A 16,188-nucleotide genomic window follows, 5' to 3' on the forward strand; every position below is an offset into this window, starting at 1 on the left:
TCCTCGTTCCGGTCAGGGCTGGCTGCTGCCGCCGCCGCCCGGTCGGTCCGGCGGTGATTTGAGTAAGAGGTCCATGACCTCCTGTGGGAAGGCGCTTGGCCGTTCGCGCCGGGGCATGCCGTCGATGAAGGGCAGGAGCTGGAGTTTGGCGATTTCGAAGGTCTGGCGAAGCCGCGCCACCGGATCGGCATCCTCGTCGACGCGCAGGTCGAGCCGCGCAAAGGCCTCGCCAGCATAAACGAGCAACGCCGCCGACTGCCTGCCGCGCATGTCGCCGCCGGCCACCTGAGCGGCTTCGAGGCAGCGCATCAGTCGTTCGCCGAGGGGCTCGTCCGCCGTCTCCTGGAAGCTGGCTTCCATGGCGGCGATGACCTCGGCGCCGGTCAGCATGTTGCCCTGCGCCGCATAGTCCGTACCGGTCGCCGCGGCATGGGCGGGCGTACAGCTTGACCCGGTCCAGGACGCCGAGCCGCCGGCCGCGTCGACGACGCCGACCTGCCTCAGATGCGCTTCCGGGTCGGCCGCCATAGCCGCCGCGAGCGCCGCTTCGGCGCCCGCCCCCTCCCCGATCGCATCGAGAATGGCCGAGGCGAGATAGGGATTGACCCAGGACTGGGTCGTCACCGCGCCGAGGGCCGGTCGCACATAGGGGCACATCGACCCGACGGCCGGGACCGCCGAAGCCACCGCGACGCCCAGTTCGCCGGTCCGCGCGCATCGCGCAACGATGGAGAAGGTGTTGGCTTCCATGGCAGTGACGCAGCTCCCGTCTGGCTTGCCGCTAGATCCGCAGATGCTGTTCGAGCGTCGCGGCGGTGTCGGCGTGGGCCGCATCCCCCTGCTCGACGATCTCGCCGATCTTCAGGATCGCGTAGCGGTCGGCGACCGACAGAGCGAAGGGCAGGTTCTGCTCGACTAGGAGCACGGCGACGCCGTTCTTCTGCTTGGTCTGACGCAGCACCTCGGCCATCTTGGTGACCATGGAGGGCTGCAACCCCTCGGAAATCTCGTCGATCAGCATGATCTTCGGCCGGGCGACGAGGCCGCGCGACAAAAGCAGCATCTTCTGCTCGCCGCCGCTCAGCGTACCGGCGCGCTGGCGAAAGCGCCGGGCAATGACCGGAAACGCCGCTTCCACGTCGCCCATCCGCTCGGCGAGGAGCCTGTCGCTCTCGACGCCGAGGCGGAGGTTTTCCTCCACCGTGAGGTCCTGGAAGATGGCGAATTCCTGCGGGGTATAGGCCACCGACTGGCGCGCGATCAGGTGCGGGGGACGGTTGGTGATGTCGCTGCCACCGAGGCGGATGGTGCCGCGCGACGCCCGCACATAGCCCATGATGGTGTTGAGCAGAGTCGACTTGCCCATGCCGTTCTTGCCGAGGATCACCAGGATCTCGCCGGGCGCGATGCCGAAGCTGACGTCGCGCACCACGGTTGCCGCGCCATAGCCGCTGCTGACATTCTCGACGCCGAGCCAGTTCTCTCGGTTCGTGAGGTTCTGCGCTGCGCTCATGCGGCGGTCTCCAGGTTCTGGCCGGCATAGACCGCCTTGACGAGATCGGACGAGACGACCTCCTCGACGCTGCCGTCGAGCAGGAGCTTGCCCTGGTGGAGGACGACGATCCGGTTGGAGATCTCCCGGACGAAGTCGAGATCGTGCTCGATCAGGAAGACGCAGAGCCCATATTCCTCGACAAGGCGTGTCAGGACATGGCCAATCGCGGTGCGCTCGGACTTGGTCAGTCCGGCGGTCGGCTCGTCGAGCAGGAGGACGCGCGGCTCGGTGGCCAGCACCATGGCGAGTTCCAGACCACGCTTCATGCCGTGGGACAGATAACGGGTTTCCAGGCCCAGCTGCTGGTCGAGCCCGGTCGCCTGCAGGATCTCCAGCGCCGGCTTCGGCAGCGCCACCGTCTGCTGCCGCACGAAGGCGGAGGCGCCGTCGATGCGGTAGCGCGCCAGCCGCAGGCAGTCGCCCACGGTCAGGCTGTCGAACAGGCTGGTGTTCTGGAAACTGCGGCCGACGCCGAGGCTCACGATCTTCTGAGGCGAACGGCGACCGATTTCCGTGCCCGCGACGGTCACCTGCCCGCTGGTGCGTTCGGTGCCGTTGCTGATGCAGCGCATCAGCGTCGTCTTGCCGGCGCCGTTCGGGCCGACGATACTGAGAAGCTGCCCTTCTCGGGCTTCCACCTCGATGCCGTCGAGGACGGTCAGGCTGCCATAGCGGCAGGTCAGGGCCGCGATGCGGATCGGCGCGACGGCGGTTGCCGTCGGCCGCACGCCGGTTCCCTCGGCCGCAACCAGACGCACGCTGGTGGCATGATGGCCCTCGCCGTCCGGATTGGAGCGCGCGCGATACCGGCGCCAGGCGCCCGTGACCAGCGAGGCGAAGCCGTTCGGCAGGAGGATGATCACCAGCACGAAGACGACGCCGACGATGAACTTCCACAGAAAAGGCAGGCTGCCGGACAGATACGAGGACGTCACGTCGATGCCGATGGCACCGAGGATCGGGCCGAGCAGCGTGCCGCGTCCGCCGAGCGCCACCCAGATCAACGATTCCGTGCCGAGCAGGAAGCCGCCGAGTTCGGGCGCCACGACGTTAGTGAAGGCGGCATAGCCGAATCCGGCGACCGCGCCGATTGCGCCGCAGGCCACGAACAGGCCGATCTTGATGCGCGAAACCGGGATGCCGAGATAGGCGCAGCGATCCTCGTTCTCGCGGATCGCCACGAGGATGCAGCCGTAATCGGAGCGCACGAAGAGCCACGCGACGGTGGCGACCGCCACGAGCAGGATGCCGGCGATCACAAACCAGGTGTCGATCGACCAGTAATAGGTCGGGAAGCCCGACAGGCCGCTGCTCGAGCCGGTGAACCGGCCGCCTGCGAAGATGATCTGGACGAGCACGATCGGCAGTGCCAGCGTCATGATCGACGAGTAGAGCGGCGAGGCGCCGTGATAGAAGGACAGCAGTCCCACCAGCCAGGCGGTCACCGCCGCGGCGACGATGCCGATGACCAGCGCCAAGGCGAACCAGCCCGGACCGAAGCCCCAGTGGGTGGCGACCAGCGCACAGGCATAGGCGCCGATGCCGAAGAAGGCCGACTGGCCGAAGGTCAGGACGCCGGTATAGCCCCAGACGAGATCCACCGTCAGTGCCAGAACGCCGAGGAAGAGCGCCCGGATCAGGACGTTGGTCATGTAGGTGTCGAGATAGAGCGGTGCAGTCGCCACGATGACCAGTGCGACGGCGGCCCCGGCGAGCGTCGTCCAGATCTGGCGGGACGAGCGCTGCGACGCGTTCGGAATGTTGTCAGCCACGGGACAGTCCTTGGGGTTTGATACGCAGGATGACTGCGGCGAGGACGACAATGGTGATACCGCCGAGGATCGGGCTGACGAAGGTGCTGACGAGTACCTGGGCGCCGCCGAGGAACAGCGAGGCGAGCGCCAGTCCGGGGATCGCGACCCCGGAGACCAGCACCAGCATGAAGGAGTTGACCAGCCAAGGCAGGCCCATGTTCGGGTCGACCGAGAGCAGTGGCGTGATCAGCGCGCCGGCGGCGCAGGCCAGCGCGGCACCTAGGCCGAAGGTCATGGCGCGCACCCGGACGCTGTCGATGCCGAGGCCGCGGGCCAGGTTCTCGTTCATGATCACCGCCCGCGCGTGAAGGCCGAAGCGGGTCAGATACAGAAGAGCCGTCAGAAGCCCGCCGATCATCACGGCGACGGCGACGAGGATCAGCCGCCAGGACGAATAGGTCGTGGCGAAGATGTCGGTCGTGCCGGAGATCGGGCTAGCGGCGAACTGCACTTCACGGCCGAAGATGAAGACGATGACCTGCGCGACGACGATGCCGAGCCCCCAGGTGGCGAGGATCGCGTCGAGCGGCCGCGAATAGAGCGGCCGCACGATCAGGCGCTCCACCACGACGCCCAGCAGGAATCCGACGATGGCGGCGGCCGGAATAGTCAGCCAGGGACTGAAGCCTGCATCGGTCACCACATGCGCGGCGTAGCCGCCGACGGTCAGAAAGGCGCCGTGGGCGAAATTGATCAGTTTCATCACGCCGAGGATGATCATCAGCCCGGCGGCCACGATGAACAGCATCGACGAGGTCGTCAGAATATCGAGAAAGAGCGTCGCCATCCGGTCTCCAGCGGCCTGTGCCTGTCGGGTGGAGATGGCCGGCGGACATCGCCCGCCGGCCATCTCTCATGGTGTGGGTGGTCGGCTCAGAGGTTCGGGCACTGCTCGCCGGGATCGACATTGTCGAAGGTCTTGATGACCTCGACGCCACCGGCATCGGTGACCTGGCCGAGATACATGGTCAGCGGCGTGTGATGCTGCTTGTTCATCTGGATCGCACCACGCGGGCCGGTGAAGGAGACCTCCGGCAGGGCGTCGACGATCGCCTGAGGCTCGACCGAACCGGCCTTCTCGGCGGCCGCCTTGTAGAGATAGATCGCCTCGTACTGCGGCACCGACAGATCGTTCGGGGTCTTCAGCTCGCTGCCGAACTTATTCTCCATGGCGGCGAGGAAGGTCTTGTTCTCCTCGTTGCCGATGCCGGTCAGATAGGACTGGGAGATGAAGATGCCGGCCGCGTCGGCGCCCATGTTCTTCGCGGTACCCTCATCGACGGCGAGGTTGCCATAGGGGATCGAGACGCCGGAATTGCGCAGCTGCTTGGTCAGCGTGACGTTCGGCGCGCCGCCGGCCGTCGAGGTGATCAGCGCGTCGGGATTGCTCGACTTCAGATCGCTGATGATCGCGGTCCAGTCGGAGCCGTCCATCGGCAGATACTGCTCGCCCAGGACCTCGCCGCCCCGCTCCTTGATGTAGTCGCGAGTGAATTCCAGCATGCCGCGGCCGAAATTGTAGTCGCTGCCGATCAGGTAGAAGGACTTGGCACTGAGGTTGTCGACGAAGTGGTCGACGATCGGCTTGACCTGCTGCTCGGGCACCCAGGCATCGACGAACATCCAGGGGCTGCAGGACCGGCCCTCGTAGAAGGACGTGTAGATGAACGGCTTGCCGGCGCGGTTGACGATCGGCAGGCCGGCGTTCCGGGCGGCGCTCGTCTCCATGGAGATCAGCACGTCGACCTCATCCTGGAAAACCAGGGAGTCGAACGCACGCTGGGCGCCCTGGGCACCGCTGCCGTCGTCGGCCACGACCAGTTCGACCTGCCGGCCGAGAATGCCGCCCGCCGCGTTGATCTCCTCGACGGCGAGTTCGCTCGACTGGACGACCGAGGGCGCCACGACGCTGTTGGCGCCGCTGAGGCCGACGGGAATGCCGATCTGGATCGGCTCCTGCGCTGACGCGCTGCAGGTCATGGCTCCCAGAAGCGCGACGCTCCCGGCTAGACTCTTGATGTTCATGACGTGTTTTCCCTGTTTGAGAGGCCTGTTTCAGTACCAGCCAGGCCGAACCGCCGTGCCCAGCATTTCCCCGTAAAGATCGGTCCGGCGATCGCGCATGACCTGGTTGAAGTCGTTCCAGTTGCGCTTCCTGCGGGCCTGCGACAGGTCGCAAATGGCGGTTACCAGCCCCGGCTCGCTCGCACTGGCGGGACCGGCGACCGGCCAGCCATTGTGGTCGACGATGAGGCTCTGGCCGATAAAGGGCTGGCCGCGCTCGGTGCCAACCCGGTCGCAGGCGGCGACCACCATAGAATTGCTGTGCGCCGCGCCCATGCACAGGACGTTCGCCATGGCCGGCATGCCGGCCGGCTGCTCGGCCATCGGCACCCAGTTGGTCGGTACGCAGACGATGTCCGCCCCCTGCAGCGCCAGAATGCGCCAGGCCTCGGGAAACCAGCCGTCGTAGCAGATCAGCACGCCGACCCGGCCGAATGGCGTGTGAAAAACGGGGAAGCCCAGATCGCCGCGCTCAAAATACAGCGCTTCGTCGGCCCACAGATGGTTCTTGCGATAGGTGCCGATGACGCCGTCGGGGCCGATGACGATCGCGCTGTTGTAGAGCTTGATCCCGTCGCGTTCGAGGAAGCCGGCGACGATGTAGAGGCCGCGCTCGGCCGCCAGCGACGCCCAACGGGCGATGGAACTGCCGGTCGCCACATCCTCGGACAGCGCATAGGCCTCTTCGCGGCTTTCCAGCACATAGCCGGAATTGCAGAGCTCCGGCAGGACGATCAGCCGGGAGCCGGAATCGGCGGCCTCGGCAATCAGTTTGAGGCTGGCTTCGACATTGCGCTCGACCTCGCCGATGCGCGGCTCGAACTGCGCACACGAGATCTGGATGCCTGCCGCCTGCGCCATGAAACTCCGCCCTCACTTTAGCGTTTTCGCCACCCCGCACCGGCCCCTATCGCCGTGCCGCGAAAGAGCGGCACACCAAGGGCTGCGATAGGGAAAGCCTACCCGATCCGGGTGCGCGTTCAAGTGACTTGAACGGATTTCTGAAAGAAATATAGGCGCGCACAATACGCAGGCAGCCTGCCGAATCCGCAGGCAGAACGCGCCGGGGTGGCAGCACCGCGGGCGCTGCGCACTACCGGCGAATGGCGTGCTCAGAAAGTAGGCGGCGTGTTGACCCAGAGCACCCGGGCGACCTTGTCGCCGTCATTGCGATATTCATGCGGACGCTCGGAGCGGAAGGCGAACGAGTCGCCCGGCGCGAGCACATGGGTGACGCCCTCGACGGTCAGCGTGAACGTGCCTTCGAGCACGAAGCCGATTTCCTCGCCGACATGCGAGAAGGCGCCGTCGGTCGAACCGCCGGGATTGACGATGTGGATGTTGGCCTCGAGGACATTCTGGGGCGCGGCAGGCGGCAGCCGCTCCAGCATGATACCGGCGCCCCGGCGGGACTGGCCGACGCCGATGACCTGTCGCTCGCCGGCTCGATGGACGATCGCTGCGTCCTCGTCCTGCGGCTCGAACAGGAAGGCGATGTTGATTCCCAGCGCATCCACGAGCTTGCGCAACATCGTCAGGGTGGGATTGACCCTGCCCGTCTCGACCTTGGACAGCATGCTTTCCGAACAGCCCACCGTCGCGGCGAGCTGCTTCAGCGAGAGATTGTGCAGGTTGCGCATGTGACGGAGCTTGCGGCCGACATCCTGCGGCACCGAGTTGCGCATCTGTTGCATCCGGCAAACAACCTCGACTTGGCGGACGGATCGCTCCAGCTACAACCGAACCCATCCATGGCTGGGGCCAGATAACCGCAAGTGGCATGCGACCGGAACCCCTCGTCGCTGTGCAAAGTGCGATGCGAGGATCGCTGCCGCGCGGCTCGACGCTCCGGGCGATGACGATCCTTTTCTCGGATCGTCCGGATTGTTGCAGAATGCCGCGATCCTTGCCGGGACAGGCGTTGCGCAGCGCGAGCGACCTTGCGAACTGGATAAGGGCCCACTGTAGGTCCGCGCGACGCGCGCTGTGGCACATGCTGCTTCCCGTCCGCAGCCCGACCAGGCAGTGGCCACCACGCTCGCAGCGCTTGACGGCGACATGCTCGCGTGGCGCGATGGCGCCCCATCAAATGCGAGGTTCTCGATGAAGATGGTCGCCGCCGCTTGCTTGGCTACGCTCGGCTTCGCAACGAGCACGCAGGCGCAGCTCCTCAATCCCCTGCGAATTGTGCAGTGGAGAACGCCGGTCAGCCCTTTTCAGCCGGACAGCGTCGGGTCGCTTCTTCGTCTGACGAGTCGGGGTGAAGCGTACGCATTGCCCCTGCCGCGCTATCTGGAGTTCCGCAACGACATGGTTCGCATCACGACGGCATCGGGATCCGCATGGCATCTGATACCACTCAGCCCCGAGCCTTCTCATTGCGGCGGAGCCTGGTGCGGGATGGTGGATTAAGATGCGAGATAAGGTGTCGACGCCGCAATGAGCCGCGCCACGAAGGCGGAATGCGTGCAGGCCACCCGTCGCACAGCCCACAGGAATTGATGGTCCCGCCGCCTATCGACATGGAATGTCCGGAGGCATCTCGGGGAAAGAGCCATTAGCCCCTTCGCAGTCACGGCATGTTCCTTGTGCCGGGGCCTTAGCGTCGCATCCACGATTGCCCCGCAATCGAAGTATTTTTCACACAGCCCTCTACGGCGAAATCCGTCTTCTATGATCGCTCGAAATGGTCGTTGGCGCGACAGAGCTCTGCCGGACGCCATCACACCAGCCTATGGCATGCAGCCACATGCCTCGAACGGAGGCGATATGTGCAGATTCTGCACGGACAGTGCCCAAAAGACGCTCATTTTCCTCTGCGTCACTAGAATATATTTCTTAATTAACCAGACCTTACCGCAAAAGTGAGCGGAGATTGACGCAAGACGCCGCGCCCTGTTTAAATCTGCATAGTCGTTTCGGGATTTAATCTGGCAGGCTCCCGCGCAAAAATAGTTGAGGTTTCGATGCTTAGGACAATCTTAGGTGGCATCTGGCTGGTGTGCGCATTGCTTTTCTTCATAATGGTCCAGCAACCTGTGAGCGTAGAGGCGCAATGGTTGATTGCGATTACTGCGCTGGCCGTAGCTATTGGCATATACACACTTCGTCTGAGCGGAACATGAAAATATATATTCCTCGGCGCCGTCAGCCTTGTCGTCCTGCGTTACGCGTACTGGCGCACGACATCGACCCTGCCCTCCGCGGACGATCTCACCAACTTCATCCCGGCCATCATCCTCTATGGCGCCGAGATGTATTGTTTGCTGATGCTGGCGATGAGCCTCTTCGTGTCTGCCGATCCGCTCGAACGCCCGCGGGCGCCGCAATATTCGGACGACGAGTTGCCCAGTGTCGACGTGTTTGTGCCCTCCTACAACGAGAGCTCCGACATCCTATCGCTCACCTTGGCGGCCGCGAAATCCCTCGACTATCCGCAGGACAAGTTGCGCGTGTATCTGCTGGACGACGGCGGCACGGACGAGAAGCGACTGTCGTCGGATCACAAGACCGCGCTCGCAGCGCAGACGCGTCACGAAGAACTGCAGTATCTGTGCCGTGATCTGGGCGTCGGCTATCTGACCCGGCCCGCAAACGTTCACGCCAAAGCCGGCAATCTCAACAACGGACTGGCGCATTCGTCCGGTGCGCTGGTGGTTGTGTTCGATGCCGACCACGCACCTGCCCGGGAGTTCCTGCGCGAGACCGTCGGCTTCTTCAAGCGCGATCCCAGGCTGTTTCTCGTCCAGACGCCGCACTTCTTCTCCAATCCCGACCCGCTGGAGAAGAACCTGTCGACCTTCCGAACGATGCCGTCGGAGAACGAGATGTTCTACGGCACGATCCAGAAGGGCCTGGACAAGTGGAACGCCGCGTTTTTCTGCGGTTCGGCTGCTGTGCTGCGCCGCTCGGCTCTCGACCAGGTTGGCGGCTTCTCCGGCGTGTCCATCACCGAGGATTGCGAGACGGCGCTCGATCTCCATTCGCGCGGTTGGAACAGCCTGTATGTCGACCGGCCGATGGTCTCCGGGCTGCAGCCGGAGACCCTTGTCAGTTTCATCGGCCAGCGGTCGCGCTGGTGCCGGGGCATGATCCAGATCCTGCTGCTGAAGAACCCGGCATTCCGGTCCGGCCTGACCTTGGCACAGCGCATCTGCTACATGTCGAGCGGGATGTTCTGGTTCTTTCCGTTCGTCCGCCTCGTCTTCCTGGCCTCGCCGCTGCTCTTCATCCTATTCGACATGAAGATCTTCGACGCCTCGGTGGACGAGTTCGTCGCCTACTCCCTCACCTATCTCTTCGCCGGCGAACTGCTGCGCAACTATCTCTACGGCCGCGTGCGCTGGCCCTGGGTGTCGGACCTCTACGAGTACATCCAGTCGGTCTATCTAGTGCGCGCCATCATGAGCGTGCTGATCAACCCGCGGCGCCCCACCTTCAACGTCACGGCGAAGGGACTGACGATGGACCGGGACCGCCTTTCGGACCTGTCCTGGCCCTACTTCGTGATCTTCGGTGCGCTCCTGCTCACCATGGGTGTTGCGATCTATCGCTATCAGACCGAGCCGGAAATCGGCGGCATGCTGCTGGTCGTCGGAACCTGGAATCTCATGAACCTGGTCGTCGCAGGCGCGGCGCTTGGGGTCGTCACCGAGCGGATGGAACGCCGGCAGGCGCCGCGGATGCCCAGTGCCCGCAAGGGCGAGCTGGTCGTCGCGGGAGCAACGGTTCCGGTGGTGATCGAAGACGTATCGCTGGGCGGCGCCAAGGTCGCGGTGCTCGGCAGGCTCCCCGAAGCGATCGATCGCGAGGATGCTCGGCTCCTCGTCTGGACGCAGGACGGCACCCGCGAACTGGGCTCGCTGCCGGTGACCGTGAAAAGCTTCGGCGGCGGCGAGGACGGTCTGGGCCTGGGACTACGGTTCCGCGCCGGCGTCACGCACTACCCGCTGATCGCCAACCTGATGCTGGCCGATCTCGGTCCGGTCCGTGCCGCCCGTCTGGCCCGTCGCAACCGCCGCGGCATCCTGGGGGGAAGCCTTGCCTTCATCGGATGGAGTCTCGCCTACCCGCTGGGCGCGTTCCACCATCTCATCTTCGATCGCGATGCGAAGCAGCCGGCGTTGGAGGCGGACACCGCACCGGCCCCGGCGGCTGCCCGGCCGAACTCAGCCAACGCCTGAAGGTATCACCATCATGATTTTCTCCAGGACCCTCCTGTCGACCACCATACTGGCGGTCGCCAGCCTCGCCCCGCTCGCGGCATCCGCCCAGCCTGCCAACCCCTTCGCGGCTCCGGCGCCCGCCATCCCGGCCCCGCCCGCGGCGGTAACGGCTCCTGCCAATCCAGGCGCATCCGCGACCCTGCGCAGGTTCAACGCAGGTTCGGCCGAACTGGCCTTCGCCGGCGAGCGTGTGGAACGGGCCTACCCGTTCTACGTCACGGCAGCGGAAACCGCCCAGGCGGCGCAACTCGTCCTGTCCTACCAGAGCGCCGTCTCGATCATGCCCGAGACATCGCGGATGGCCGTCTTCATCAACGACCTGCCAGTCGGTGAAACACAGCTCGGTCGCAGCGGCGAATTGTCGGTCGCCATTCCGGCGGGCGTCCTGCAGCCCGGCTATAACGGTATCCGCATCCTGGTCGACCAGCACCATCGCGTGGACTGTTCGATCGAGGGAACCTACGAATTGTGGACCCGGATTGCCCCGTCGCTCAGCGGCCTCGACTTCGGAACCCCCTATGTAGAGCTCTCCTCGCTCGCCGACCTGCCGGCGATCGCCCGTATCGGGACGGATCGGATGGCGATCAATCTCGTGCCGAGTGCCGGCCGGACGGCCGATCTCGACCGCGCGATGAGCGTCCTTCAGGCTACCGTACTCCTGGCTGGCATCGATCGTCCCGCCGTCACCGTTTCCGGCAGCGCCGGGAGCGGCCCCGGCCTCGACATCATCATCGGCACACCGCCGGGTGGCGTGCGGCCGGCTTCGACGCGTCCCGCCGTTCAGGTCGCCCCGGACGTATCCCTGATCGCTCCCGAGGCGGGCGGCAGGGCGACCCTGCTCGTCGGCTCGCAGATCACAGGTGACATTGACAGGACAATCGCCGCGCTCGTCGAGGAGGCACGGTCGAACGCTCCGATGGGAACGGCAGCGGGCCTGAGGTCGCTGTCCATTCCCCAGGGCCAGACTGTCTCGTCCGAGACATCCATCCCTCTTGTCGACCTGGGGCTCGACACGCGGGAATTCGCCGGCCGGGCCTACCGCTCCGAAATTGCCTTCGGCCTGCCCAGCGACTTCTACGCTGCAGACTACGACGCGGCACACATCACACTCGATGCCGCCTATGCTGCGGGCTTGTCGGAGGACGCCACGCTCATCGTCCGGGCAAACGGTCGGCAGGTGTCCTCGCTGCCCCTGAGTTCGACCAGACAGGGACGCATCGAACAGCAGACGTTGAAGGTGCCGCTGAGCGCACTCCGACCGGGGCACAATCGCGTCACCTTTGAGGCGACGCTCCTGAGCGGCAGCGACGAAACCTGCGAACCCATCGCATCGATCAGCGATATGCCAGCGCGCTTCGTCATCGGCCCAGGCTCTGCCCTGCATCTGCCGCGCGTCGCGCAGATGGGGCACCTGCCCGATATGGCGGCCATGTCGGCAGGACGAAGCGTAGCCGGCGACGAGAGCGAGACGCTGACGATCTATTCCACCGGCCTGAACGCGCCCGGCCTGGACGGGGCGGCAACTCTTCTGGCGCAGATCGCCGCCTCGTCCGGAAGCGTCCAGCCGGTGAAGGTCTCGCGCGACGTACCGATGGTCGCCTCGGGTGATCTGCTGGCCGTCGGCACCTATGCCGATCTCCCGCCTGCTCTACTGGATCAGGTCGGGCTGGCTGTCCCGTCGAGGCTCGGAGCGGAGGCGGAGACGGACGACACGCAGGCGTCCCTGTCGCAGGAGGAAGCGGGCGAAGCAGGGCTCGGCAACATCCGGATCGCCTCCTTTGCGGATGCCTTCGCTGCCCCCACCGACATCGCGTCCCGCATCGAGGAACTCGGCGGCTGGGTCAGTGGTCTCGTCAGTGCGCAGGCATCGAACTTTCTCGGCCTGGACGGGAACGACGCCTTCACCAACGGCGGAGGTCACGTGCCGGAACCAGCCAGCAGGCTGGTCATGGCGCAGGCCGCCACGCCCGGTGATCGCCCCTATGCCTGGACGGTCGTCGCGGCAGCGGATGCCGCTACACTGACGGCCGGCGTCCAGACAATGGCTGCCGCAGCAAACTGGGCGCAGCTCGGTGGCGCCGTCACGGTGCTTCACGATGACGGCCAGGTGGTCTCCCACGATGCCAGCGAGGAGCGCCTCTACGAGACGCAACCGCGATCCTTCGGCAACCTGCGGCTCGTCTTCGCCGGCTGGCTGTCTCGCCATCTGCAGGCATATGTGCTGACGCTGATCCTTCTGGCCCTGATGCTCGGCATCTCAACGCGCCTGTTCCTGTCGCAGGTCGGAAACCGCGACCGATGAGATCGATCCTCACACTCTGTGCCCTGGCGTCGCTGGTCCCCGCCATGACGTATCCTCCGGCCGCGCACGCCACCCCCGTCACGGCGACGTCTGCCGCACCCGAGGTCCTGCCGGCCGACTATATAGTCGGGTCGTGGCAGCTCTATCGTAGCCTCTTCATGTCCGCCGAAGGGCGGATCATCGACCGTGAAAACGGCTCGATCAGCCATAGCGAAGGCCAGGGCTACGGCATGCTGATCGCCGTTTCCGCGGGCGATCGCCAGAGCTTCGATGCCCTGTGGGACTGGACCGAACGCGAACTCATGGTGCGGGACGATAATCTGGCGGCGTGGAAATGGGATCCGGCCGCCTCGCCCCACGTCACCGACCCTAACAACGCCACGGACGGGGACATCCTGATTGCTTGGGCGCTGCTGCGGGCCTGGAAGCTCTGGGGCGTCAGAGATCATCTGCGCGAGGCCCGCGCCATCGTGGGCGACGTGGTGGCGCTTGCCACGACCGACAGTCGCTACGGCACGGTTCTGCTGCCTGGTGTCCAGGGGTTCACCGTCGAGGACAGCGCCGACGGGCCGGTCGTCAACATGTCCTACTGGGTCTTCCCCGCAATCTCGGAGCTCGGAGAGGCAATGCCCGAATTCAAGGCGCTGAACCTCGCAGCGAGCGGCTTCGCGTTGCTGCATGCGATCGACGCCAGACCCGAGAAGATCCCGTCCGACTGGACGGGGATTGGCGATGAGGTTCCGCATCCGGCCACCGCCTTCGCTCCGACCTTTGGCTACAACGCCGTCCGGATCCCGCTCTACATCGCCTGGCAGACGAACACCGAACCGCAACTGCTCGAAAGCCTTCAGCGTGCCTGGGGCGACGAAGGCCGCAGCGGTCTGGCGGTGCTTGACGTAACCACCGGGACGCCGATCGAGCCGATGGTCTCGCCGGGCTACGACGCAATCCTCGACGTCATCGCGTGCAGCCTGGGCCAGAGCAATTCGGCGCGTCGCGCGAAAGCGTTCGAGCCGTCAACCTATTATGCCAGCACGCTCCACATTCTCAGCCTGATGGCCCTCTCAGAAAGGTATTCCGAATGCTTCTGACGAGATCCCGCGGACTTGCGTCCGTCGCCTTTCTCACCGCCATGCTGGTCGCCCCCGTGTCGGCCGAATCCGATTCCGCGACTCCCGGGAGCCTGTCGTTCGGACTGTCTACGGGGGCCGCCGCACCAGGCGCATCTGCTCCCGATGAGAATGCTGCGCCTCCCGTATCGAGCCGCAGTGGCGAGATCCTGCGAACCTTTTATCCGCAGATTGACGCCGGTGCGATGGCCCCTGCTCCAGCCGGCCTCGCGCCGACCGGCGTCGCACAGACCGGCGGCACGGCTGCTGCCAATCCGTTCGCCATCCCTGCCCCGGTCACGGCGCCGGCAGCCGTGGCCGTCGCCCCAAATCCATTCGTCGTGCCCCCGGCAGCGACCACTGGCGCCCCCGCCGATGCGACGCATCGGAACCGTCCGGCTTTCTCCATCGACGGCGGCGTCGACGCCCAGACCGGATCGGGCGACAGGAGCGGGATCGACGAGAGTGCGCTGCGCTACTATGCGGAGCAGCGCAACCTCGAGCGGGTCGGCGCCGAGATCCGACGCCTGAAGACACTGTATCCGGCCTGGACCCCTCCCGCCGATTTGTTCGCTCCCAAGAGCGATGTCGACGAACAGCCGCTCTGGGACCTGTTCGCGGCCGGCCGCTTCGCTGAGGTGCGTAGCAGGATCGCGACCTACCAGGCGCAGCATCCGACCTATCGACCGTCGGCGGATCTGGCGACCAAGCTCGACGATGCCGATGCCCGCCAACGGATCAAGACAGCTTTCGAGGCCGGTGACTGGTCATCGTCGCTCGCTGCCGCCCGGGAGCGTCCGTCGCTTCTGGTTTGTGCGGAAATGGATGTTCTGTGGCAGGTCGGGGAAGCCTTCGCCCGATCCGGCGATCTGGCTCGTGCCTTCGATCTCTACGGCTACGTTCTGACCACATGCGACAATCCCGGCGAACGCCTCGCCACGATGCAGAAGGCGGCCCTGCTGTTGCCGCAGAAGGGCGTCGACGCCCTGATCACCTTCGGCGGAACCTTGGCGAACGGATCGCGCGAGTTCGACGGCATTCGCTTCCAGAAGCTGCGTGCCCAGATCGGCGAAGCGATCGCCGCCGGACAGAAACGCTCGCGCGTCTCCGCGAACGACCTTCAGGCCTACGAGCGTTTCGCCAAGGCGACTCTGTCGGCCGAGGATGCCAGCCTCCTGGGCTGGTACCATTACAATCTCCAGCGGTTTGACATGGCCAAGGAGTGGTTCAGTCTCGCCTCAGACATCAAGCCCAACCCGAAGCATCTGGAGGGCTATGTCCTCTCGCTCCGCAATCTGGACGAACTCGATACGGCCGAAGATCTGGCCTATCGCGAGTACGAGGACTCGCCCGAACTGGCGAAGATCTATGTCGAGCTGGTGGCCGACAGGATGAACGATCCAGCAGTCGCAGCGGATCTGTCCGTTGCCGATCTCGGTCGCTTCCAGACCGTGGTCGAGGATACACGTTCGGCCCTCGGCGCCCAGACGCTGGGCTGGCATCTTCTGGAAGACGAGAAGATCCACGAGGCCGGAACCTGGTTCGAGAAGTCGGTGGATTGGGACGTCACCGAAGAGGGCGTTCTGGGCCTCGCGGTCGTGGCCAGCCGGACCAAGAACAACGCCGGTCTGAAGCAGATCAAAGCCCGGTACGGCGACGAGTTCGCCACGCTCGCCGAGATCGAGGAATACGCCCCTCCCGCCCGCGTCGTGTCGTACCGGCCGGGCAGGTCTGCTGCGCCCCCTTCGCGCGGAACGCGGCGGGCACGGTCTGGCGGCGGCGACAAGCTGATGCGGCAGGCCAACCAGCAGTTCCAGGCAGGCGACTACAATGGCGCCTTGGCGACCCTCAACAAGCGAGAGGCACGAAGCGGCAAGTCCTACGGCGCCGAGGTGCTGAAGGGCTGGGTCAACATCAAGCTCCGGCGCTGGGACGAGGCCGACCGCATCTTCCGGAACCAGGACAAGAAGCGCTCCACACGGGACACCCGCTTCGGCATTGGTGCGGTTGCGAACTCGAAATACGGAATGTGGCCGGAGGACCAGAACAACTGCAAGGTCCGGTTCAAATGCTAGATCGTCGGGGACCGCTCATTTTCCGCCAACGGCCCATATCCACC

Annotated in this window: 11 protein-coding genes and 1 pseudogene; 5 read left to right on the forward strand and 7 right to left on the reverse strand. The window is 65.3% G+C overall.

Going from position 1 to position 16,188, the window contains the following annotated elements; genetic code table 11:
• Positions 1-12 precede the first annotated feature (12 nt).
• The 7 genes from SI859A1_RS11390 to SI859A1_RS11420 form a co-directional block, all read right to left on the reverse strand.
• Positions 13-750 (reverse strand): DUF1028 domain-containing protein, encoded by a 738-nt coding sequence (locus SI859A1_RS11390; RefSeq protein ID WP_009209915.1) that lies wholly within the window; start codon positions 748-750, stop codon positions 13-15.
• 31 nt (positions 751-781) lie between these two features.
• Positions 782-1,513: an ABC transporter ATP-binding protein gene (locus SI859A1_RS11395; protein WP_009209916.1), complete on the reverse strand. Its 732-nt coding sequence runs from the start codon at positions 1,511-1,513 to the stop codon at positions 782-784.
• Positions 1,510-3,207 carry a branched-chain amino acid ABC transporter ATP-binding protein/permease gene (locus SI859A1_RS11400; RefSeq protein ID WP_148233968.1) on the reverse strand — a complete coding sequence of 566 codons (1,698 nt, stop codon included), beginning with the start codon at positions 3,205-3,207 and terminating at the stop codon, positions 1,510-1,512. Before SI859A1_RS11400 ends, SI859A1_RS11395 begins: the two co-directional genes overlap by 4 nt.
• A gap of 112 nt (positions 3,208-3,319) precedes the next feature.
• A complete protein-coding gene (locus tag SI859A1_RS11405; RefSeq protein ID WP_040325714.1) occupies positions 3,320-4,156 on the reverse strand; it encodes a branched-chain amino acid ABC transporter permease in 837 nt (278 codons plus the stop codon).
• An 86-nt stretch (positions 4,157-4,242) separates the two neighbouring features.
• A complete protein-coding gene (locus tag SI859A1_RS11410; RefSeq protein ID WP_009209919.1) occupies positions 4,243-5,394 on the reverse strand; it encodes a substrate-binding protein in 1,152 nt (383 codons plus the stop codon).
• A 30-nt stretch (positions 5,395-5,424) separates the two neighbouring features.
• Positions 5,425-6,294 carry a nitrilase family protein gene (locus SI859A1_RS11415; RefSeq protein WP_009209920.1) on the reverse strand — a complete coding sequence of 290 codons (870 nt, stop codon included), beginning with the start codon at positions 6,292-6,294 and terminating at the stop codon, positions 5,425-5,427.
• Positions 6,295-6,545: 251 nt separating this feature from the next.
• Complete coding sequence (locus tag SI859A1_RS11420; RefSeq protein ID WP_148233814.1) at positions 6,546-7,118, reverse strand: cupin domain-containing protein; 573 nt, start codon at positions 7,116-7,118, stop codon at positions 6,546-6,548.
• Positions 7,119-7,458: 340 nt separating this feature from the next.
• On the opposite strand from SI859A1_RS11420, the gene SI859A1_RS11425 reads away from it, so the two are divergent.
• The 5 genes and pseudogenes from SI859A1_RS11425 (at position 7,459) to SI859A1_RS11445 (ending at position 16,144) form a co-directional block, all read left to right on the forward strand.
• The gene (locus SI859A1_RS11425; protein ID WP_040325715.1) at positions 7,459-7,845 is read left to right on the forward strand and encodes a hypothetical protein; all 387 of its coding nucleotides are present in this window, start codon (positions 7,459-7,461) and stop codon (positions 7,843-7,845) included.
• 749 nt (positions 7,846-8,594) lie between these two features.
• A pseudogene (bcsA, locus tag SI859A1_RS22100) lies at positions 8,595-10,301 on the forward strand (UDP-forming cellulose synthase catalytic subunit); the annotation flags it as partial.
• A gap of 121 nt (positions 10,302-10,422) precedes the next feature.
• Positions 10,423-12,960: a cellulose biosynthesis cyclic di-GMP-binding regulatory protein BcsB gene (locus tag SI859A1_RS21925; protein WP_148233815.1), complete on the forward strand. Its 2,538-nt coding sequence runs from the start codon at positions 10,423-10,425 to the stop codon at positions 12,958-12,960.
• Positions 12,957-14,051: a family 8 glycosyl hydrolase gene (locus SI859A1_RS11440; protein ID WP_009209924.1), complete on the forward strand. Its 1,095-nt coding sequence runs from the start codon at positions 12,957-12,959 to the stop codon at positions 14,049-14,051. Before SI859A1_RS21925 ends, SI859A1_RS11440 begins: the two co-directional genes overlap by 4 nt.
• A gap of 224 nt (positions 14,052-14,275) precedes the next feature.
• The gene (locus tag SI859A1_RS11445) at positions 14,276-16,144 is read left to right on the forward strand and encodes a hypothetical protein (RefSeq protein ID WP_244400979.1); all 1,869 of its coding nucleotides are present in this window, start codon (positions 14,276-14,278) and stop codon (positions 16,142-16,144) included.
• Positions 16,145-16,188 lie beyond the last annotated feature (44 nt).

This window comes from Aurantimonas manganoxydans SI85-9A1, from assembly GCF_000153465.1.
Classification (GTDB): Bacteria; Pseudomonadota; Alphaproteobacteria; order Rhizobiales; family Rhizobiaceae; genus Aurantimonas; species Aurantimonas manganoxydans.